This window comes from Actinopolymorpha pittospori (assembly GCF_014873875.1).
Classification (GTDB): domain Bacteria; phylum Actinomycetota; class Actinomycetes; order Propionibacteriales; family Actinopolymorphaceae; genus Actinopolymorpha; species Actinopolymorpha pittospori.
In genome coordinates this window covers 3,637,243-3,658,929 of record NZ_JADBEM010000001.1, presented here as the reverse complement: position 1 = coordinate 3,658,929, position 21,687 = coordinate 3,637,243, and the positions used below count along the sequence as shown (strand labels likewise).

Sequence of the window (21,687 nt, the reverse complement as noted above, 5' to 3'; positions counted from 1 at the left end):
ACACCTCGGCACCAATCGGTCAGCCCCAGCGGCCGGGTCTTCCGTGCCCTACGAGGCGGCCGGGGAGCCGCTGGAGCCGCCGGAGCCGCCCGGCCCCGCACCGAGGCCGGCCCCGGCCGGGCGGGTGTGGACGACGACGCTCGCGAGGTGCGGGACGGCGTTGCCGGCCGCGAGCCGTAGCGCCCCGGCGAGGGAGTCGCCGATCGGGTCCCGCAGCACGGCGGCCGGACACAGCTGCGTGAGCCCGCGGGAGAACGCTTCGAAGATGACGTCCGCTCCGAGCACCCCGCCGGCCCACGACACCGGGACGCTGCCGTCCCGCGAGCCGGAGAACCCCTTGCGTACGGCGGCGGTCACGCTGACCGCGAGGTCCTCCCCCGCGCGCAGACTCAGCCTCCTGGCCACCGGGTCGTCGTCGGGCGGACCCGCGGCCTGCGCCACCTCGGCCGCGAACCCCGCCACGTCGGCCACGAGCGACGGCGAGCGGTACCACCGCTTCACGGCGTCGCGGAGCGGCCGCCCGACCCGGCGTTCGGCGCGGGCGGTCAGCGCGGTCTCCGGTCCACGGCCCTCGAAGCCGGCGAGGGCGGCACGCAGCCCGGCGAGCCCCAGCGAGAAGCCGCCGCCAGCGTCACCGAAGAGGTATCCGAGCCCGTCGACGTTGATCAACTCACCGGCCTCGGTCACGGCCAGGCAGGCGACACCGGTCCCGGCGGCCACCACGACACCCGGCGCGCCACCGAGGACGCCGAGGTGGGTGGTCACGTCGTCACCGGTGAGCAGGACGCGTTCGGCCGCCGTGCGTTCGGCGACCAGGGGCGCCAGCCGCCGCCGGCTGTCCGGGTCGGACGCTCCGCCGGCCAGCCCGAGCGCGACCACGCCGACCGGCGCCGGCCGGCCCAGCGAGTCCCATGCCTCGACCACCCGGCGGCACTGCTGCTCGACCGGGTCGTCGCCGGCCGTCCACTGGAAACCCGGCACCGACACCTGCTCCCGAAGCCGGGGCGTGTCGCCGTCCTCGTCGAGGACGCCCATCCGCAGCATCGTCTGGCCGCCGTCGACGACCAGCCGGACCGGCCGCGCGCGCTCCGCCTTCTCCCGGGCCGCTGCTCGGGCCGGGCGGATGGTCGTCACGCGAAGTCCTCCGGCTCCATCGTGTCGAGGTGTCGGAGGATCACTCCCTCACGGAGGGCCCACGGGCAGATCTCGAGTTCGTCCACCTCGAAGATGTCCATCGCCGCCTCCGCGACGATCGCGCCGGCCAGCAGTTGGGGGGCGCGGCCGAGGGAGACGCCGGGAAGATCGGCCCGCTCCTGGCTCGGCATGGCGGCGAGCTTGGGTATCCACTGGTGCAGGAGCGTGCGCTGCAGGGTCCGCTTGACATAGGGGCCCTCCGCCGACGGGGCGGCGCCGCACACCCGCGCGAGCTGCCGGAAGGTCTTGGACGTACCGACCATGTGGTCGGGGGTGCCGAACCGCAGCACCTGCCCGGCGTGCCTCGCGATCTCGGCCCGCACGTGCCGCCGCAGCGCCTTCACCTCCTCCCGCGGTGGTGGGTCGGCGCTGAACCACGTCCGGGTCAGCCGCCCGGCACCGAGCGGGACGGACAACGCGGCGTCCGGGTCCTCGTCGACGCCGGCCGCGACCTCCAGCGAACCCCCGCCGATGTCGAAGACGAGCAGCCGGCGCGAGGACCAGCCGAACCACCGACGTACGGCGAGGAAGGTCAGCGTCGCCTCCTGGTCGCCGGTGAGGACGCCGAGGTCGACCCCGGTGGTCCGGGCGACCGCGCCCAGGACCTCCTCACCGTTGGTGGCCTCCCGGACCGCGGAGGTCGCGAACGCGAGGATCGATTCGCACCCCTTGTCCTCCCCGATCTCCAGCGCCTCGGCGACCAGCCGCTGGAGCGCGTGGATGCCGACCGGTGCGATGGCGCCGGCGTCGTCGAGATGCTCGGCGAGGCGGAGATCGGTCTTGTGGGAGTACGCCGGCAGCGGGCGGGCCCCTGGGCGCGCGTCGACGACGAGAAGGTGAACGGTGTTCGAGCCCACGTCGAGCACGCCGAGACGCATAGGTTGACGCTACCGGGTGCCCCGGCGCGAGTCGCGTCGCGTCCGACGAAACTCCCGAATCGGCCTCCCGGTCCTGGCCCGGCCCCGGTTGCCCGCCGTACGGCCGGCACGAACGACCCCAATCGTGCGGGGGTCCCACCAGGTGGACAGTGCGGGGCGTAGTCTTCGCGGCGTGCCCGAGGTTTCGCTTGACTTCCCTCGCGCCTGGGTGGAGTTCACTGATCCCGACGACGCCGACCAGGTCATCCGTGCCGACCTGACCTGGCTGACGTCGCGCTGGAACTGCATCTTCGGCGCCGGATGCCCCGGCATCTTCCACGACAAGCCCGATGCCGGATGTTGTGTGCTTGGTGCCCATTTCGCCGACAAGGCCGACGAGAAGCGCGTACGCGGCTTCGCCAAGAAGCTCACCGCCGAGGACTGGCAGTACCGCGCCGAGGGCCGCAAGAACGGCTTCGTCGAACTCGACGAGGACGGCGATCGCAAGACCCGCGTCGTCGACGGTGCCTGCATCTTCCACAACCGCCCCGGTTTCGCGGGCGGCACCGGGTGCGCCCTGCACAAGTACGCGCTGCGGGTCGGCATGCACCCGCTGGAGACCAAGCCCGACGTGTGCTGGCAGCTGCCGATCAGGCGGCTCTACCGCGAGGTGGAGCTGACCGACGGGACGACCTACACCGAGGTCACGATCACCGAGTACGACCGGCGGGGCTGGGGTCCGGGCGGACACGACTTCGACTGGTACTGCACGGGCAACACCGAGGCACACGCCGGCCAGGAGCCCGTCTACATCACCAACCGGCCCGAGCTCGTCGAGCTGATGAGCCAGGCCACCTACGACGAGCTCGCCAAGCACTGTGAGGCACACCTCGCCGCGAAGGAGCGGATCGCGCCGCACCCGGCCGACGAGGTGCCACCCGCCGCCCCGAAGACGACCGCGAAGTCGAAGGGCGCCCCGAGGGTGAAGGCGAAGTCCGGCGGCAAGCTTCCCCGCAAGCTTCCCTCCACGCACCAGGGAGCACGCTGATCACGTTCCGTGCGGCGGGCTAACCTCCCCATGTGCCACGGATCGTCAAGGGAGCCAGACCAAGCCCCAACATCTGGAACAGTCCCGCCGTCTACGAGCTCGAGAACCGCGCCGTCGACCCCGACGGCGCGATCGAGGCGGCGATTCGGCGGCACCGTTCCTGGGCGGGTGCGAACGTCCTCGACGTGGGGTGCGGCACCGGATACCACCTGCCCCGCTTCGCCGCCGAGGCGGCGCGGGTCGTCGGTGTCGAACCCCACCGGTCCCTCGTCGACCAGGCCCGGCGCCGTTGTGCGCGGCTGCCCCTGGTGGAGGTACGCCAGGGCACCGCGCAGGACCTGCCGGTTCCCGACGCGTCGGTCGATGTGGTGCACGCCCGCTGGGCCTACTTCTTCGGCCCCGGCTGCGAGCCCGGGCTCGCCGAACTGAGCCGGGTCGTCCGCCGCGGCGGCGCGGCGTTCGTGATCGACAACGACGCGACCCGGAGCACCTTCGGCGGGTGGTTTCGGGCGGCGTTCCCGGCCTACGACCCGGCCGAGGTCGAACGCTTCTGGGCAATCCACGGTTGGCAGCGCGAGGCGGTGGACATGCGGTGGAGCTTCGAACGCCGCCAGGACTTCGAGGCCGTCGTACGGATCGAGTTTCGTCCCGAGGTCGCCGAACGCGTGTTGGCCGAGCACCGGGGCCTCGAGGTCGACTATGCCGTCAACCTGTGGTGGCGGGAGTTCTGAGGCCGCCGGCCAGCCGACCAGCACACCAACGGACCGATCAGTGATCCAGAGGGCCGATCAGTAGTACGTGCCCATCAACTGCCGGGTCCAGGCCGGCTCGCGGACGGGTCCACGCGGACCGTACTCCTCGACGTAGGGCTTCACGTCGAGGACCGGCGTGCCGTCGACGGCATCCAGGCCGCGCACCGTCAGCTCCAGGCCGTCGACCGCGAGCAGCTCGCAGCGCGACACCCCGAGGTGGTTGAAGCGGTGCGGCGTACGGTCGGCCAAGATCCCCACCCGCGGCCAGTGCGGGTTGCTGCGCGGATGGGCGGCACCGGATCTCGCCCGGGTCGACCGGTGGAAGAAGAAGATCACCTCGAGGTGGGAGAACGCCGCCAGGCCCTGCGTCGCGGCCGGCTCGAGCAGCGTGCCGTCGAGGAGGATCCGGGCCGTCTCGGTGGCCCAGTTGTCGTCCCGAATCTCCGCGCGCCCACCGGCGACGACTCCGATCGGAACGACCGTGATCTGTGTGCTCACGTCAGAACTGGTCTCGGTGCTCACGTCTAACCAGCCTAGGACCTCGCTGCTTGGACGCCCAACGAATTGCTCAGCGGGCCGCGAAACTGTCCGCAAGCTGACGGCGACGAGACCAAGCCGTGACCTGGAACGCCTGTCGGGCACGCCGCGACGTTCGTCGCCGGGTACGCCAGAACGCCGGGGCTGTCGGCGGCACGCTCTAGCCTTTGCGACCATGGCCAGATCTTCGACGTCCCGTGCGCCACGGCCCGCCTACCGCTGCGGCGAGTGCGGCTGGCAGACCACCAAGTGGGTCGGTCGCTGCGGCGAGTGTCAGGCGTGGGGCACGGTCGAGGAGATCGGCGCCGGTCGGGCCAGCTCCGTCGTCACCGCGGCGCGGCCCGTCTCCCAGCCCGCCACCCCGATCGACCAGGTGAGTGTGGAGGCGGCCCGGGCCGAGCCGACCGGCATCTCCGAACTCGACCGGGTGCTCGGTGGCGGCCTGGTGCCAGGAGCGGTCGTGCTGGTGGCCGGCGAGCCCGGCGTCGGCAAGTCGACCCTGCTGCTGGAGGCGGCCGCGCAGCGCGCGCGCTCCGGTGGCAAGAGCCTCTACCTGTCCGGCGAGGAGTCCGCCGCACAGATCCGCCTGCGCGCGGAGCGGATCGACGCTCTGGCGCCCCGACTCTTCCTCGCGGCGGAGACCGATCTTGGTGCGGTGCTGAGCCACATCGACGACGTTCGACCCGATCTCATCGTGCTCGACTCGGTGCAGACCGTCGCCTCCGCGGAGGTCGACGGCGCACCGGGCGGGGTGACACAGGTCCGGGAGGTGGCGGGGGCGTTGATCCGCGTCGCCAAGGAACGCAACATCGCCACCCTCGTCGTCGGCCACGTGACCAAGGACGGATCCATCGCGGGTCCGCGCGCGCTGGAGCACCTCGTCGACGTGGTCCTGCACTTCGAGGGCGAGCGGCACTCCCGGCTGCGCATGGTCCGCGCGGTGAAGAACCGCTACGGCCCCACCGACGAGGTGGGCTGCTTCGACTTCGCCGACGGCGGCCTGGAGAGCCTGCCCGACCCGAGCGGGCTGTTCCTGACCCGGCGGGGCGCGCCCGTGTCGGGCAGTTGCGTCACCGCGACCGTCGAGGGCAAGCGCCCCTTGCTCGCCGAGGTGCAGGCGCTGGTTGCGGCGTCCAGCCTCGCGACCCCGCGGCGAGCCACGTCCGGCCTCGACTCGAGCCGGTTGGCGATGATCCTTGCTGTGCTCGAACGCCGGGCGGGGGTCTCGATCGGCCGGCAGGACGTCTACGCCGCCACCGTCGGTGGCGTACGCCTGCGTGAGCCCGCCTCCGACCTCGCCGTCGCCCTGGCGATCGCGAGCGCCGACGTCCTCCAGCCGCTGCCGGTCAACCTGATCGCGGTCGGCGAGGTCGGCCTCGGCGGCGACATCCGGCGCGTGACCGGCATCCAGCGGCGCCTGTCCGAGGCGTTCCGCCTTGGCTTCACCTACGCGCTGGTGCCGCTGGACGGCGGCCCCGGACCCGAGGGCATGGAGGTCCGCCAGGTCGCTCACATCGGTGCGGCCCTGGACGCCGCCGCCCGCCTCGGCAAGGTCGTCGCGCTCCGCCGTTCGCCGCAGTGACGTTCGGCCACACCGACGCCTGGTCGGCCGCCCCTCGCCCGAACGACGTCCGGCATCGCGCGTTCGACCTCGCCGACCGGATCCCGATCCCTAGGACTCGAACGTGTGGGTGCCAGGACCACACTCCTGGACGCCGGCACCGGGCACGTGCACCTCGCCGCTCACCCCGGGCGGCAGCTCCACCGTCACCGCGACCCCCTCCCCACGCCGCTCCCAGCTGGTGGCCACCCGCCCGCGTACGGTGTCCAGCGCGGCCCGCGCCCGGCCCAGGTCGCTCGGCGGCGACGGCCGCACCCGCACCCGGGCGAAGCCCGGCTCCGCCGGAGTCAGCCCGGCGAGGTCCTCGATGAACCACTGGTCCACGTGCCCGAAGAAGTGGTGGTTACGCGAGCGGGAGCCGGCGTGCCAGTGCTCGTACAACGCGGTCGCGCCCTGCTCCATCCAGAATCCGTAACCCGGGTACGTCAACCGCGTCGCGACCCGGAAGGCGAGATCCACCATGCCGTGCCGGGTCAGCAGCGGCAGCAGGAACTTCGTCCCGATCACGCCGGTGTCGAGGTGGTCGTCGCGCTCGTGGATGTCGGCGACCAGGCGGTCGAGGACCGCGGCGTACCTGTCGTCGGGGACCAGCCCGAAGGCCAGCGCGACCACGTTGACCGACTGCCGATAGTCCGTCGGCCGCTCGCCGTGGTAGATCCCGGCCGCGGCGTCGAAGAACGCGCGGTCGAAGCCGGACCGGATTCGGCCGGCGAGTTCGTCGTAGCCGGCAAGGTCACCTTGACGACCGAGCACCTGCCCGATCTGGCCGAGAAGCTCGACGAATCGCAGCGTGTACGCCGTCTCGTAGACACCCGGCCCCTCCGGCGGCATCCCGTGCACCCCGGGCGGCAGCCAGTCGCCGAGGCCGACCAGCACCACGTCGTCCCGGAGATACCCGTCGACGAGGTGGTCGAGATAGCGCCGTTGCCCGTCGTAGTGACGGGCAAGAATGCGCTCGTCACCGTAGTGCTGGTACATCACCCACGGAATCTCCGCGTACGCCACGTCCCAGGCCGGAATGGGTCCGGTGATTCCGGCGTCCGGGTCGCCGTGGTATCCCCAGCCGCTGGTCGGGACGATCGGCGGGAACTCCCCAGTCGGCAGCTGGGCGTCAACCCAGTCCTGCAGCCACTTGGTGTAGAAGCGCGGCATGTGGAAGTTGTAGGCCGCGACGTTGGCGGTCAGGTGCGCGTCGCCGGTCCAGCCGTTCTTCTCGAACACCGGGGTGTCCGTCGGTACGCCGTGCAGGTTGTTGAGGACCGCCCAGCGGGTGGCCGTGTGGATCCGGTTGACGAGCCGGTTGTCGGTCTCGAACTCACCGGTCGAGGCCACCGCGGTGTGAACGACCTGGGCGCGCAGGTCGTCGATGTCGGGACGACCCGGATGCCCGTCGACCTGGACGTACTGGAATCCCTTGTAGGAAAAGCGCGGCTCGAACGTCTCGTAGCCCTCGCCGCTCAGCACGAACGTGTCGGTCTGCATGTCACCGTCAATGTGCACCTGACGAATGTCGACCGTGCCGTCGTCCAGGAGCCGCTCGCCGTACCTGATCCGCAGCCTGGTGCCGGCCGGACCGACCACCCGCAACCGCGCCCACCCCGCGAGCTGCTGTCCGAGGTCGTAGACATGGACGCCCGGCTGCGGCTCGGCCAGCCCGACCGGCTCCAGTTCCCCGATCACCTCGATCGGTTCGACCTGCTGGGAACGCAGCACACCCCGTGGCGGAGTGGCCGCGACGACGTCGCTCCAGTCGCTGTCGTCGAAGCCGGTGGAGGTCCAGCCCCGCCGCGTCTTCGCCGCGTCGTACACCTCACCGGCGTAGAGCGAGTCGACCCGGGTCGGGCCGTCGACGGCGCGCCAACTGAGGTCGCTGACCACGCGTTCGACCCGTCCGTCGGCGTACGACACGACCAGATGGGCCAGCAGCTTGGGATCGTCCCACCACGGCGCGCGCTGCCAGTACCACACGTTCGGCGTCGGATCGGCGTAGCGGCCCCGCCCGAGGGCGACCGCGAGCACGTGCTCGGAGGAGGACGCACCGGCCCGAACCTGCGGCGTCACGTCGTGGGTCGAGTAGAGGACGGTCGCCTCGTAGTTGGTGGGGGCCGGGTCCAGAACTGCCCGGCCGACCCGCTCGCCGTCGAGGTGGAACTCACCAAAGCCCAGGCCGCAGGCGTGGAGACGGGCCCGCACGATGTCACCGGGCGGGAGCTGGAAAGTCTTCCGCAGCAGGGGTGAGGGGGCGGGTCCGTCGGTGCCGGTGGCCGCCGGGTGGCGCACCCAGACGGCGCCACCCCAGTCCTCGGAGCTGAGCAGACCGGTCTCGAACGCGGCGGGTGCGGCCCAGTCCGACGCCTCACCGGCACCGTCCCAGACGCGGACGCTCCACACGTAGCCGGTCGCCGGCCGCAGCGGCGCTCCGTCGTACTCCACCTGGCCGGTGCCGCTGGACTCCACCCGGCCCGAATCCCAGACGTCGCCCCGGCCGGCTTCCAGACCGGGCAGATCGGAGGACACGATCACCTGGTACGACGTCTGGGTGAAGGCCCCCTGCCCGGATTCCGAACTTTCGCCGCTGCCAGCGTCGGAGCGCAGCAGCCAGGAGAATCTCGGCCGGGGCTCGTCGATTCCGAGGGGATTGTCGGCGTACTCGGTACGGAGTGTGTGCGGGCTCAGAACGGCACTCATATGTGGCGGCTCCAGAGGATTGTCGTAGGCCGGGCACCCGCGATTACCGGGAACGGTGTGCCAACGGACGCGGGCTGCACCAGAATTGCGTGTCACGCCGCCGTGCCTATACCCGTCCAGCGTCACACTGTCCGCAAGCGGTCACGGCAAGCAACGAAATGGCGAGGCCGTCGGTCTCCACACATAGCGGACGGAAAGCCGTGAAGATCTCGCGCATGGCGCGGGGCCCATCTCACATTCCCGGACCGTAGACTTTGCGCGAGCAAGCTGACCACCCCAGGAGAGTTGTGGCTGCAAGTGACAAGAGCCCGGACGCGAAGTTCCGGGCCACGCTCGCCGCTGTCGCGCCGGGTACGTCTCTGCGTGACGGGCTCGAGCGCGTTCTCCGCGGCCGTACGGGCGCGCTCATCGTGCTCGGCTACGACCGCACGGTGGAGTCCCTGTGCACCGGCGGGTTCAGCCTCGATGTCGAGTTCAGCGCCACCGGACTCCGCGAGCTCGCCAAGATGGACGGCGCGATCGTCGTCGACCGGGAGTGCACCCGCATCGTCCGGGCCGCCGTCCACCTGATGCCCGACCCGTCCATCCCCACGGTGGAGACCGGCACCCGACACCGCACCGCCGAGCGGATCGCCAAGCAGACCGGCTTCCCGGTCGTCTCGGTCTCGCAGTCCATGCGGATCATCGGCCTCTACGTCGACGACATCCGCTACGTCCTGGAAGACACCGGCCAGATCCTCAGCCGCGCCAACCAGGCCCTCGCGACTCTGGAGCGCTACAAGCTGCGCCTCGACGAGGTGTCCGGCACCCTGTCCGCTCTCGAGATCGAGGATCTGGTGACCGTGCGCGACGTCGCCCAGGTCGCCCAGCGGCTGGAGATGGTGCGGCGCATCGCCAACGAGATCCACGGCTACGTCGTCGAACTCGGTGTCGACGGCCGGCTGCTGTCCCTCCAGCTCGACGAGCTGGTGGCGGGCGTCGAGCCCGAGCGCGAACTGGTCGCCCGCGACTACCTCCCGCAGACCACCGGCAAGCGCCAGCGCAGCGTCGAGGAGGCTCTCGCCGAGCTCGACGGGCTCTCGGCCACCGACTTGCTCGACATCGGCGCGGTGGCCCGCGCCCTCGGTCATGGCGGGGACGCGCTCGACGCCGCGGTCAGTCCGCGCGGCTACCGGCTCCTCGCCAAGGTGCCGCGACTGCCCGGCACCGTCATCGACCGGCTCGTCGAACACTTCGGCAGCCTGCAGAAGCTCCTCGCGGCCAGCATCGACGACTTGCAGGCGGTCGGCGGCGTGGGCGAAAACCGCGCCCGCTCGGTCCGCGAAGGGCTGTCCCGGTTGGCCGAGTCCAGCATCCTCGAACGCTACGTCTAGGGTCGCGGGCCCCCGCATCCCGCCTGGGTGCGTTGTCGTCGTCGCACGTAGAACACCGCTACGGGCCTCCTCCTCCGCCTTCCCAGCCGGGCGCGGATGACCCCCTCCTCATGCCGGCCCCCGCATCCACGCTGGCGGCGTTCTCGTCGTCGCACGTAGAACACCGCTACGCGCCTCCTCCTCCGCCTTCCCAGCCGGGCGCGGATGACCCGCTCCTCATGCCGGCCCCCGCATCCCGCCTGGGCGCGTTGTCGTCGACCCGAGCAGCCCCCCACTCATCTACCGAAGATGCCGCGAGGCCGGCGCCGGAATTCCGGCGCCGGCCTCGCGGCGATCGAACGAATCTGCCCTGACAGCCCTGACGGACCTGCCGGATCAGCCCTCGAAGTAGGACACGACCTCGGGGTTCGCGTCCGGCACCCGCACCGGCACGCTGCCCGCACGCAGCGACTCAGCACCCGCGCATCCGGCCGCGACGGCGTACCTCGCGGCCACCGGCGAGGTGTCGGTGGCGCCGCCTTCCCGCACGTAGCGCAGGAACTCCGCGACGATCCGCGGGTCGGCCCCGCCGTGACCGCCCTCCTCTTCGCCGAGCGGCACCGAGTGGTCGCCGTCCGGGGCGTACTGGTGCCGCTGGTTCCACAGCCGGATCACCGTGCCGGGCTCGCCGTTGCCGAAGTTCTCGATCCGGCCCTCGGTCCCGATGATCGTGTAGTTGCGCCAGTAGTCGGGGGTGAAGTGGCACTGCTCGTACGACGCGAGGATGCCGTTCTGGAGCCGCATGTGGACCATCGAGACGTCCTCGACGTCCATCTTCGGGTTGAGCCCGGTGAGCGACTTCGGCGGCCAGCGCTTGAGGTTGCGCTCACCCTGCCACCACGGCTCCTCCTCGCCGCCCTGCGAGGGGTCGTAGACCATGCGGTCACCCATCGCCGTGACGTCGCGGGAGTAGGAACCACACAGCCAGTGCAGGACGTCGATGTCGTGCGCGCCCTTCTGCAGCAGCAGGCTGGTGCCGTAGCGACGCTCGGCGTGCCAGTCGGCGAAGTAGAAGTCGCCGCCGTTGCCCACGAAGTGGCGGCACCACGCGACCTTCGGCTCACCGATCGCGCCGGAGTCGATCAGCCGCTTCATCTCCCGGACGAAGGGCATGTGCCGCATGTTGTGGCCGAGGTAGAGCCGGCCACCGCTCTTCTGCGCGGCCTCCAGCAGTCGGTCGCAACCCTCGGTGGTGATCGCCATCGGCTTCTCGAGGTAGACCGCGATCCCGGCGTCGAGCAGCGCGAGCGCGTGCTCCTCGTGCAGGTAGTCGGGGCTCAGCACGAACGCGGCGTCCAGACCCAGCCCGAGGAAGGCGTCGAGATCCGCGGTGGTCGTGACGTCTGATCCGAACCTGTCGCGGAACCGGTCATGAGCCGCCGCGTCCGGGTCGTACAACGCGACCAGTCGCGAACCCTCGCCGGGACGGTGCGCGTGTGCGGCGAGGTTGCCTCGCAACCCGTAGCCGATCACGCCGATCGCCAGATCCGTCATCCTGTGCCACTCCGTTCGGCCGTGCCATCGATGTCCTGACGTACGCCCGCACTTCTGCGCATTGATGCTTGGAAGCTACGCAGGGCAGGCGACTTTGCGCAAAGCATGCTTAGGGCACGCTAGTACTCTGGAGGGTCGCTGTCACGATCAGGCCGTGGCGTATCTCAGCACCCGGTCAGAGCAGCCGGTCAGAGCGCCGGTCGGGGCGGCCGGTCAGGTCAGGCGAGCCGGAACCTCGCGGGCGACGCGGTGACGCCGCCGACGCTCGCCGTCGCGGCGTAGTAGCCGGGCAGAGCGGCCGGCTGACCGCCGGGGCAGCCCTCCCGGGAGCGGACGCCCGGCCAGCGGATCGTCAGCTCGCGCTGCTCGCGGGGGCCGAGTACCAGCGGAGCGTCCGGGACGGCCGAACAGTCCGAGGTGTCCCAGATCTGGTCGTTGCCGGAGGTCACCTCGACCTGCAGCGTCTTGGCGCTGATCGCCAGCTGGCAGGCGGCGGAGGCTCCGTTGCGCAACCGCAGCGTCACGGTCACCGGCTGGCCGGCCGGGACGGGGCTCTTGGCGATCTCGGCTTCCAGCCCGAGCCGTCCGGGATCACAGGCGACGGGACGGGCCGGCGGACTCGGGGTCCGCGGCGTCCGCACCTTCGGAGTGGCTGTCGCGGTGGGCCGCTCCGTGCGGCCTGAGTTGGTACCGGTCGCGGGCGGCGAGGTGCGCACTGAGCCGCCCTGGCCGCCCGTACCGCCGCGCTGCGGGTCCTCTTCTTGGCCGGAGCTGTCCCCGGAGCCGCTCCCCTGACCGGAGCCATCGGCCTGGCCCGCCCCCGGGCGCTGCATGGCACCCGCGCCGCCGTCGGGATCCGCGATGACCGCCGGCGCGGTCGGTGTCGGTGTCGGCGTGGGCAGTCCGGCCGCGGCGCTCCGGTCCGGACCGTCGGGCACGAGGAGCGCGACCACCCACCAGATGAACAGGCCGAGCGCGACGAGCACGATCGAACGCCGGATCCAGTACGCCGAGGCGGGCAACGGCCCGACCGGTCGTAAGAGAGGGCGCATCATACGGCGGAGGGTAGCCGTGCGGCGGCACCTCGCCGCGTATCCACGCCGCGTCGGGTGGGCGAGATCCGCGCCGCGTGCGAGGATCGGACCTGCCATGCCGATCTCGCCCCTGCACGCGCCGGTGCTCGCGTGGTACGCCGAGCACGCCCGCGACCTTCCCTGGCGACGTCCCGACGCCACACCGTGGGGCGTCCTCGTCAGCGAGGTGATGCTGCAGCAGACCCCGGTCAACCGGGTGCTGCCGGCCTATGCCGAGTGGCTCGAGCGCTGGCCCACGCCCTCCGCGCTCGCCGCCGACACACCGGGGGAGGCGGTCCGCCAGTGGGGCCGCCTCGGCTATCCGCGGCGGGCACTGCGCCTCTACGCCGCCGCGCATACGATCACCGAGCGACACGACGGTGCGGTGCCGGCGAGCTACGACGACCTCCGCGCGCTCCCTGGCATCGGCGACTACACCGCTGCGGCGGTCGCGTCGTTCGCCTACGGCCAGCGCCATGCGGTGCTCGACACGAACGTCCGCCGGGTGCTCACCCGCGTCGTGGACGGCGTGCGATATCCGCCGACGGCGACGACCGCCCGCGAACGCCGCACTGCGCAGGACCTGCTCCCCGACGCCCCCGCGACCGCCGCGCGCTGGGCCGTCGCGGTGATGGAGGTCGGCGCCCTGGTGTGCACGGCGGCCGCACCGCGCTGCGACTCCTGCCCGCTGTACCGCGAGTGCGCCTGGCGGCAGGCCGGCCGACCCGACCACGACGGCCCGCCGAGGCGGCGACAGAGCTACGAGGGCACCGACCGGCAGTGTCGTGGACGGCTCCTGCGGGTGCTGCGCGAGTCCGACGGCGCCGTCCCGAAGGCCAGGCTCGACGCGGTCTGGCCGGACCCGGTCCAGCGGGAACGCGCGCTCGACACCCTGGTCGCCGACGGGCTGGTCGAACCCCTCGCCCGCGGGCGCTACCGCCTGCCGACGGGAGTCGCGGCGGTGGTCCCGTCCGGATGAGCGCGTCGGAGTCGGCGGAAACGGTCGCGGACCTTGCCCGGATGCGGGCCCAGTGGCGGGCGGGCTGGGTGGCAGCCGACTACGAGCCCACGGATCCGGCACTCGCGTCCGCGCTGGCGCGGATCGGGACGGACGCGAGGCGGTGGTGGTCAACGATGGCCACCGAAGCGAACCGTCGCGCCCTGTGGGAGGACGCCCGGCTCGACGTCCATCGGTCGTTCGCGATCTCGCGCTCCTTCGACCGGCTGTTCCGGATGGCACTGGGCTGGGCGACGCGGGGAAGCGACACCCACCAGGATCCGAAGCTCCTCGCCGACCTGATCGACGGCCTCGACTGGATGGTGGCCCGCTACTACCGCGCGGACGGCGAGATCCTCGGCAACTGGTTCGAGTGGATGATCTCCGGGCCGCGAGCACTCAACCTCGCGGCGATGTTGGTGTTCGACCACCTGACACCCGCGCGGCTTTCCGCCTACACCAGCGCGGTCGCCCACTACACGCCCGAACCCATCGGCACCGCCGCCAACCGGGCGCTCACCGCGGACGTCGTGGTCGGGCGTGGTGCCCTCGCCGGCGACGCGACGACCGTTCGGCTCGGTGTCGACGGACTGGCGCCGGTCCTCGCCTACGTCGAGGAGGGCGACGGCTTCCACCGCGACGGCTCGTTCCTGCAGCACAACCACTACCCCTACAACGGGTCGTACGGGGTCCAACTGCTCGGCACCCTGCCGGCCATCTTCGCGCGGGTGGCGGGTACCCCGTTCGCGCTGGAGGACGGGATCGTCCTGGAGTGGATCCGTACGGCGTTCGACCCGCTGATCTGGCGCGGCGGCCTGATGGACCTCGCGAGCGGACGCGTCATCGCGCGCCACGACGAACAGGACCACCATGCCGGGCACACCGCGCTCGACGCCGCCCTGGGGTTGCTCGTGGCCGCGTCGGAGGAGGTGCGGTCCTGGCTCGCCCCACTGGTCCGGGAGTGGCTCGAAGCCGACACCCTCGACGACGGGCTGCGGGGACGCGGCATCCCGACGGTGCTCGCGGCCCGCGCCCTGCTCACCGACGACTCGCTGGCCCGCCGCGGCCCGCTAGAGGTGAGTCACGTCTTCGCCGGCATGGACCGGGTGGTGCACCGGAAGGCGGCCTGGGCGTACGGCGTCTCGATGAGGTCGCGTCGAATCGCGTCGTTCGAGTCGATCAACGAGGAGAACCTGCGCGGCTGGCTGAGCGCCGATGGCGCGACCTACCTGTACGACGACCGGCTCGACCACTACAACGACGGGTTCTGGCCGACGGTCGACCCGTACCGCATTCCCGGCACGACGGTGGACGTACGCGAGCGTGGGCCGGGAGAGGGGCGCGGCCACCTCAATCCAGCGGACTGGGTGGGCGGGACCACCCTCGAACGCCGCTACACCGCCGCCGGAATGCGGCTGTCCTCGCAGGGCTGCTCACTCGTGTCCCAGAAGTCATGGTTCTGCTTCGACGACGAGGTGGTCGCCCTGGGCGCCGGCATCACCGCTCATGACGGCCGGAGGGTGGAGACCGTCGTCGAGAACCGCCGGCTCCGCACCTCCGCGGCCGAGACTGTGCTGGTCGACGGCCGTCCCGCGGTGGCCCGGCCGGGCGATCTGGAGACCGCCACGAACGCGGGCTGGGTCCACCTCGCCGGGACCGGCGGGTACGTCTTCCCCGGCGGCGCCGACCTCACGCTGACGCGGGATCGCCGGACCGGCCGCTGGTCCGACCTCACCCGGCATCCGTCCTGGACCGACGACACCGCCCTGGTGCGCGACTTCCTCACGATCTGGCTCGACCACGGGGTGGACCCCGACCGGGCGGGATACGCCTACGTCCTGCTGCCGACCGCGGACGCTGAGACCACCAGGCGGTACGCCGCCCGGCCGGGGGTCGCCGTCGTCGCCAACACCGGAGCGGTCCAGGCGGTGCGCGCCCTCGCCACGGGCGTCCTGGGAGTCAACCTGTGGACCGCGGGCGCCTCCGCGTCGATCGTCAGCGCCGACGCGCCCGGCTGCGTCGTCCTGCGTGAGGGTGCCGAGGAGGTGGCGGTCGCCATGTCGGATCCGACCCGCCTCGCGGAGAAGGTGCGGTTCACGATGAAGGTCCGGGCGACGAAGGTGCTGGCCGCCGACCCGGGCGTGCGGGTCGTCGCGCTCGACCCGCTCACCGTCGAGGTCGACCTGGCCGGCGCCCGCGGGCAGAGCCGGTCGCTGCGGGTGGCACACCGGCCGTGGGCACTCCCGGACGTCCGGGCGTGCCTGGCCGACCTGGCCGGAGCCGGCGAGGTGGCCCCGGCCGCCCGGGAGCGCCTCGCCGAGCGGCTGGACGGGCTCGACCGGCTCGCCGGGCCGCTGGACGGCGCGGACGTCGCGGAGGCGACAGAGGGCACAGAGGCGGCCTGGGAGGCGCTGTGGGCGCTGCGCCGGAGCCTCGCGGACCTCCGCCGCGACGATCGGCTCGCCGCGTCGGCCGTGGACGTCCTCGACGACGGCGTGCAGCGACTGTTCGCCCGCCGCCGAGGTTGACCGACGCCCGCCGCCGCGGACTGACCCGTCGGACGTGTCGAGCCCGCGCGACGTTCACCGCGGGCGGTGACGAACCCACCCCGACCACTCGGAGGGGACGACCCGGACGCCTGGGCGCTCGGACAACGTGGACGACAGGGGCGGACAGGGACGGCAGGGACGGCGAAGGGGCGACCGCTGGTGCGGTCGCCCCTTCGCTCCGGGGAGTCGGTGGTGCCTACTCCTGGGACGTGGCCTCGATCGTCGGCAGATCGGGCACAGGCGCCTTGGTCGTGCCGGTGAAGGTGAACGTCGCTTCCTTGCCTTCGCCCTGGACGTCGACCAGGACGATCTGCCCCGGCGTCAGCTCGCCGTACAGGAGCTTCTCCGCGAGCGTGTCCTCGATCTCGCGCTGCAGCGTCCGGCGCAGCGGCCGGGCGCCGAGCACCGGGTCGTAGCCGCGCTTGGCGAGCAGCGCCTTGGCCGGCGCGGTCAGCTCGATGCCCATGTCCTTGTCGCGCAGCCGGTCCTCGACCTTGGCGATCAACAGGTCCACGATGTCGACGAGCTGCTCCTCGCTCAGCGGCGGGAAGACGATGATGTCGTCGACACGGTTGAGGAACTCCGGCCGGAAGTGCTGCTTGAGCTCCTCCTGGACCTTCGCCTTCATCCGCTCGTAGGACCCACCACTGTCCCGCGACTGCGTGAACCCGAGGTTGACGCCCTTGGCGATGTCACGGGTGCCGAGGTTGGTGGTCATGATGATGACGGTGTTCTTGAAGTCGATCACCCGACCCTGCGCGTCGGTGAGCCGGCCTTCCTCGAGGATCTGCAACAGCGAGTTGAAGATCTCCGGGTGGGCCTTCTCCACCTCGTCGAAGAGGACGACCGAGAACGGCTTGCGCCGCACCTTCTCGGTGAGCTGGCCACCCTCGTCGTACCCGACGTAGCCGGGCGGCGAGCCGAACAGCCGCGAGACGGTGTGCTTCTCGGAGTACTCGCTCATGTCCAGCTGGATGAGCGCGTCCTCGTCGCCGAACAGGAACTCCGTCAGTGCCTTGGACAGCTCGGTCTTACCGACACCGGACGGGCCGGCGAAGATGAACGAGCCACCAGGACGCTTCGGGTCCTTCAGGCCGGCGCGGGTACGGCGGATGGCCTTGGCCAGCGCCCGGACCGCGTCCTCCTGACCGACGTAGCGCTTGTGCAGCTCCTCCTCCATGCGGAGCAGTCGCTGCGACTCCTCCTCGGTCAACTTGAAGACCGGGATGCCGGTCGCGGTGGAGAGGACCTCCGCGATCAGTTCCTCGTCGACCTCGGCGACGACATCCATGTCGCCGGCCTTCCACTGCTTCTCCCGCTCGGCCTTCTGGGCGATGAGCTTCTTCTCCTCATCGCGCAGGGAGGCGGCGCGCTCGAAGTCCTGCGCGTCGATCGCGGCTTCCTTGTCGCGGCGGACGTTGGCGATCCGCTCGTCGAACTCCCGCAGGTCCGGCGGAGCCGTCATCCGGCGGATCCGCAGCCGCGAGCCGGCCTCGTCGATCAGGTCGATGGCTTTGTCGGGCAGGAACCGGTCGGAGATGTAGCGGTCGGACAGCTGGGCTGCCGCCACGATCGCCGCGTCGGTGATGGTGACGCGGTGGTGCGCCTCGTAGCGGTCGCGCTGGCCCTTCAGCATCTCGATCGTGAGGGCCATCGAGGGCTCCTGCACGTGGATGGGCTGGAAGCGGCGTTCGAGCGCGGCGTCCTTCTCGAGGTACTTGCGGTACTCGTCGAGAGTGGTCGCGCCGACGGTCTGCAGCTCGCCACGAGCCAGCATCGGCTTCAGGATGCTCGCCGCGTCGATCGCACCCTCGGCCGCGCCGGCACCCACCAGGGTGTGCAGCTCGTCGATGAAGAGGACGATGTCCCCGCGGGTGCGGATCTCCTTCAGGACCTTCTTCAGCCGTTCCTCGAAGTCACCGCGGTAGCGCGAACCGGCGACCAGGGCGCCCAGGTCCAGCGTGTAGATCTGCTTGTCCTTGAGCGTCTCGGGCACGTCGCCCCGGACGATCGCCTGGGCGAGGCCCTCGACGATCGCGGTCTTACCGACGCCGGGCTCACCGATGAGGACCGGGTTGTTCTTGGTGCGGCGGGACAGCACCTGCATGACCCGCTCGATTTCCTTCTCGCGTCCGATGACGGGGTCGAGCTTGCCCTCGCGCGCACCCTGCGTCAGGTTGCGACCGAACTGGTCGAGCACCAGCGAGCCCTGCGGCGAGCCCTCGCCGCTGGCACCGGCGGCCGCACCCGCGGTCTCCTTGCCCTGGTAACCCGACAGCAGCTGGATGACCTGCTGGCGTACGCGGCCGAGATCGGCACCCAACTTGACCAGCACCTGGGCAGCCACGCCCTCACCCTCGCGGATAAGACCGAGGAGGATGTGTTCGGTGCCGATGTAGTTGTGACCGAGCTGCAGAGCTTCCCGCAACGAAAGCTCGAGGACCTTCTTGGCCCTCGGCGTGAACGGGATGTGTCCGCTGGGCGCCTGCTGACCCTGGCCGATGATCTCCTCGACCTGGGCGCGGACAGCTTCCAGCGAGATGCCGAGGCTCTCGAGCGCCTTGGCGGCCACACCCTCGCCCTCGTGGATGAGGCCTAGCAGGATGTGCTCGGTGCCGATGTAGTTGTGGCTGAGCATCCGGGCCTCTTCTTGGGCCAGGACGACAACCCGCCTCGCGCGGTCGGTGAACCTCTCGAACATCTTTCGCTCCCCGGGCTGGAGACGGCGCGGGGGTCCGGATCCGCCCGGCCCCTGCATTTCATGCTAGTCCCCGGTCGCCGCCCAGCCTCCTCCCACCATGTTGCGAGTGGGGATCAACTAGGAGCGAGCCGTGAACACTAGGTAACGCTGTAACTGGTGGCACCCCTACTCTGTTCCATGGGTGCCGCCTCTGACGAGACGTTACGCCGCAAGCGAACGCCGGAAGGGGGTCGGTTGCGGCCCGATGGTGCGGCCAGTGCCGCATTTGGGGCCAATCGTCACCCTGTGCGAACGCTCACCCGCAGCATGTGACAGTACGACAAGACCCCCGAGGACGCATCCTCGGGGGTCTTACGCGGTTGGACCGGTCAGACCTGGGACGTGCGGCACCGAGCCCAAAGCGCCGCCCCTTCGCGACGCTCGGCGACCATGGCGACTTGATCGCCGGTGGCTGGCGCTCCTGCCTCAGAACCTGCCCGGACCGGACGAGGTGCCGAGAGTCTTACCGGCGGCCCTTCTGGTAGGCCTCGATGATCTCGGCGGGGATCCGACCACGGTCACTGACGTCCCAGCCCTGCTCGCGCGCCCAGGCCCGGATCTCGGCCGTTTCGGGCTTACGAGCCGAACCCCCGGCCGGCTTTGCGGCGCGACCGCGGGTCGCGCGGCCACCCACCCGGCGAGCGGATCCGACGTAGGACGCAAAGGCGTTGCGCAACTTCGTGGCATTCTTGGCGGACAGGTCGATTTCGTAGGAGACACCGTCCAGCGCAAACTTCACGCTCTCCTCGGCCTCGGAACCATCGAGGTCATCGATGAGAACGACGTTGGTCTTCGTCGCCACTGCTGTTCCCTTCTCGAATAAACGGGGGCTGCTACAACAATAGAGGCAAACAGCAGCTTTGGGCAAACATCGAATATCACCCACTGCCAACTATCGCTGTTTGCTCACACCGTGCCACGCGGCAATCGCGTGCGGCGTCGCCCAATGCGCTGCCAACCCGAGGTTGCGCTCCGCCCCACCGCGGTCCGGCGGTCACAGCTCAGGCTTCACCAGCGGGAACAGGATGGTGTCGCGAATGGAACGGACACCCGTCAGCAGCATGACCAGCCGGTCGATTCCCATGCCCATGCCGCCAGTCGGCGGCATGCCGTATTCGAGGGCGCGGAGGAAATCCTCATCGAGCTGCATCGCGTCGACGTCTCCCCCGGCCGCCCGGATCGACTGTTGGACCAGCCGATCGCGTTGTTCGACCGGGTCGACCAGCTCCGAATATGCCGGGGACAACTCCACTCCCGCCGCCACCAGGTCGAAGGCCTCGGCGAGCCGCGGGTCCTTGCGGTGCGGTCGGGCGAGTGGCCGGACCTCGGCCGGATAGTCACAGACAAATGTTGGCTGGACCAGGGTGTGCTCGACCAACTTCTCGAAGAGTTCGAGCACGATCTCACCGGCACCCCAGCCGGGTTCGAGAGCGATGTCGAAGCGCTCGGCGTATCGGCGCAACTCGGCTTCGTCGGTGTCGGGAGTCACCTCCGCACCGACCGCCGAGGAAACAGCCTCGTGGATCGGGAGCCAGCGCCATTGTGCTTCGAGGTCGATCTCGCCGCCCCGGCCGTCGGGGACGACGGTGGATCCGAGCGCGCGCGCCGCGTCGAGAACCAGCGCGTGGATGAGTTCGGCCATCGTGTGGTAATCGCCGTAGGCCTCGTAGGCCTCCAGCATCGTGAACTCCGGCGAGTGGGTCGAGTCCAGCCCCTCGTTACGGAAATTGCGGCCGATCTCGAAGACCTTGTGCACCCCGCCGACCACGAGCCGCTTGAGGTAGAGCTCGATGGCGATACGAAGGTAGTACTCGCGGTCGAAGGCGTTGAAATGGGTGCCGAACGGCCGGGCGGCGGCGCCGCCGTGGATCGCCTGCAGAACCGGGGTTTCAACTTCGAGATAGCCACGGCTCATCAGGGTCTGCCGAATCGACCCCACGACGACGGACCGCGCGAGCAGCAGCTCGCGCGCCTGTGGTCGCTGGATGAGATCGAGGTAACGCTGGCGTACGCGCGACTCGTCCGAAAGTGCCTTGTGCTCGACCGGTAGCGGCCGGAGGGCCTTCGCGACCATGAACCAACGAGTGGCGGCGACGGAAAGTTCACCGCGCTTGCTCGTCACCACTTCGCCCTCGACGCCGACGTGGTCACCGATATCGACGGTGGACTTCCAGTCGGCGAGGGACTCCTCTCCCACCCGGTCGAGGGAGATCATCGCCTGCACCTCGGTGCCATCCCCGTCGCGCAGCCGTGCGAAGCAGAGCTTGCCGGCAATCCTGGAGAAGATGACCCGGCCGACGATCGTCACCGAGTCGCCGGTGGAGTGGTCGGACGGCAGGTCGGTGTAGATGGCGCGCAGGTCGGCGAGTGTGTGAGTGCGGGTTACCGAGACGGGATAGGGATCGACTCCACGACCGATCAGCCGCTCGCGCTTCTCACGCCTAATCCGCATCTGCTCAGGAAGATCGTCTTCCTCGCCGGGGTTACCTTGCGGTGTCTCGGTCATAGTTCACAAGATTATGCGGTGGGAGCCTTCTCCGCCTTATTGGGGTGGCGGGGGAAGAGTCGCGCGCCGAGGGACTGTGCCGTGGCTGCGGCCCCGCGCCCCTCACCTCCTCTCACCGACGCACCGTGAGAGGGTCGACACTCGCGGGGAGAACCCGCGCATGCGCCTCGAGTAGTCCTCCAACATCCAGTCCTCCAACGCCGAATCGGACAGGTAGGT

General features: G+C 70.7%; 15 protein-coding genes. 6 read left to right on the top strand and 9 right to left on the bottom strand.

The window, feature by feature from the left end:
* Positions 1 to 48: 48 nt before the first annotated feature.
* Both HEB94_RS17345 and HEB94_RS17340 read right to left on the bottom strand, forming a co-directional pair.
* Positions 49 to 1,134: a hypothetical protein gene (locus HEB94_RS17345; RefSeq protein WP_192750861.1), complete on the bottom strand. Its 1,086-nt coding sequence runs from the start codon at positions 1,132 to 1,134 to the stop codon at positions 49 to 51.
* Complete coding sequence (locus HEB94_RS17340) at positions 1,131 to 2,072, bottom strand: Ppx/GppA family phosphatase (RefSeq protein WP_192750860.1); 942 nt, start codon at positions 2,070 to 2,072, stop codon at positions 1,131 to 1,133. The genes HEB94_RS17345 and HEB94_RS17340 overlap by 4 nt, the downstream gene beginning before the upstream one ends.
* Before the next feature lie 172 nt (positions 2,073 to 2,244).
* On the opposite strand from HEB94_RS17340, the gene HEB94_RS17335 reads away from it, so the two are divergent.
* Positions 2,245 to 3,099 (top strand): DUF3109 family protein, encoded by an 855-nt coding sequence (locus HEB94_RS17335; protein WP_337917748.1) that lies wholly within the window; start codon positions 2,245 to 2,247, stop codon positions 3,097 to 3,099.
* 32 nt (positions 3,100 to 3,131) lie between these two features.
* A complete protein-coding gene (locus HEB94_RS17330; protein ID WP_192750859.1) occupies positions 3,132 to 3,830 on the top strand; it encodes a methyltransferase domain-containing protein in 699 nt (232 codons plus the stop codon).
* Between the two features lie 57 nt (positions 3,831 to 3,887).
* On the opposite strand, the gene HEB94_RS17325 is transcribed toward HEB94_RS17330, so the two are convergent.
* Positions 3,888 to 4,373, bottom strand: a complete 486-nt coding sequence (locus HEB94_RS17325) for an SAM-dependent methyltransferase (RefSeq protein ID WP_337917747.1) — start codon at positions 4,371 to 4,373, stop codon at positions 3,888 to 3,890.
* Between the two features lie 190 nt (positions 4,374 to 4,563).
* Between HEB94_RS17325 and radA the strand changes: the two genes are divergently transcribed.
* Complete coding sequence (gene radA / locus HEB94_RS17320; protein WP_192750857.1) at positions 4,564 to 5,970, top strand: DNA repair protein RadA; 1,407 nt, start codon at positions 4,564 to 4,566, stop codon at positions 5,968 to 5,970.
* A gap of 90 nt (positions 5,971 to 6,060) precedes the next feature.
* Here the strand turns inward: radA and HEB94_RS17315 are convergent, their stop codons facing one another.
* Positions 6,061 to 8,697, bottom strand: a complete 2,637-nt coding sequence (locus HEB94_RS17315) for an alpha-L-rhamnosidase (protein ID WP_192750856.1) — start codon at positions 8,695 to 8,697, stop codon at positions 6,061 to 6,063.
* A 287-nt stretch (positions 8,698 to 8,984) separates the two neighbouring features.
* Between HEB94_RS17315 and disA the strand changes: the two genes are divergently transcribed.
* Positions 8,985 to 10,070 (top strand): DNA integrity scanning diadenylate cyclase DisA, encoded by a 1,086-nt coding sequence (gene disA, locus HEB94_RS17310; protein ID WP_192750855.1) that lies wholly within the window; start codon positions 8,985 to 8,987, stop codon positions 10,068 to 10,070.
* 375 nt (positions 10,071 to 10,445) lie between these two features.
* Here the strand turns inward: disA and HEB94_RS17305 are convergent, their stop codons facing one another.
* Positions 10,446 to 11,603 (bottom strand): Gfo/Idh/MocA family protein, encoded by a 1,158-nt coding sequence (locus HEB94_RS17305; RefSeq protein WP_192750854.1) that lies wholly within the window; start codon positions 11,601 to 11,603, stop codon positions 10,446 to 10,448.
* A gap of 218 nt (positions 11,604 to 11,821) precedes the next feature.
* On the bottom strand, positions 11,822 to 12,658 hold the full coding sequence (locus HEB94_RS17300; RefSeq protein WP_192750853.1) for a hypothetical protein: 837 nt from the start codon (positions 12,656 to 12,658) through the stop codon (positions 11,822 to 11,824).
* Between the two features lie 94 nt (positions 12,659 to 12,752).
* On the opposite strand from HEB94_RS17300, the gene HEB94_RS17295 reads away from it, so the two are divergent.
* Positions 12,753 to 13,655, top strand: coding sequence for an A/G-specific adenine glycosylase (locus HEB94_RS17295; protein ID WP_192750852.1), 903 nt, complete (start codon positions 12,753 to 12,755; stop codon positions 13,653 to 13,655).
* Positions 13,652 to 16,201: a polysaccharide lyase 8 family protein gene (locus tag HEB94_RS17290; RefSeq protein WP_192750851.1), complete on the top strand. Its 2,550-nt coding sequence runs from the start codon at positions 13,652 to 13,654 to the stop codon at positions 16,199 to 16,201. The genes HEB94_RS17295 and HEB94_RS17290 overlap by 4 nt, the downstream gene beginning before the upstream one ends.
* Before the next feature lie 217 nt (positions 16,202 to 16,418).
* Here HEB94_RS17290 and HEB94_RS17285 read toward each other — a convergent pair whose 3' ends face one another.
* The 3 genes from HEB94_RS17285 to lysS form a co-directional block, all read right to left on the bottom strand.
* A complete protein-coding gene (locus tag HEB94_RS17285; RefSeq protein WP_192750850.1) occupies positions 16,419 to 18,923 on the bottom strand; it encodes an ATP-dependent Clp protease ATP-binding subunit in 2,505 nt (834 codons plus the stop codon).
* 502 nt (positions 18,924 to 19,425) lie between these two features.
* Positions 19,426 to 19,764, bottom strand: a complete 339-nt coding sequence (locus HEB94_RS17280) for an Lsr2 dimerization domain-containing protein (RefSeq protein ID WP_192750849.1) — start codon at positions 19,762 to 19,764, stop codon at positions 19,426 to 19,428.
* A 192-nt stretch (positions 19,765 to 19,956) separates the two neighbouring features.
* Entirely contained in the window at positions 19,957 to 21,468 is a 1,512-nt protein-coding gene (gene lysS, locus HEB94_RS17275) for a lysine--tRNA ligase (RefSeq protein ID WP_192750848.1), read from the bottom strand.
* Positions 21,469 to 21,687: the final 219 nt, after the last annotated feature.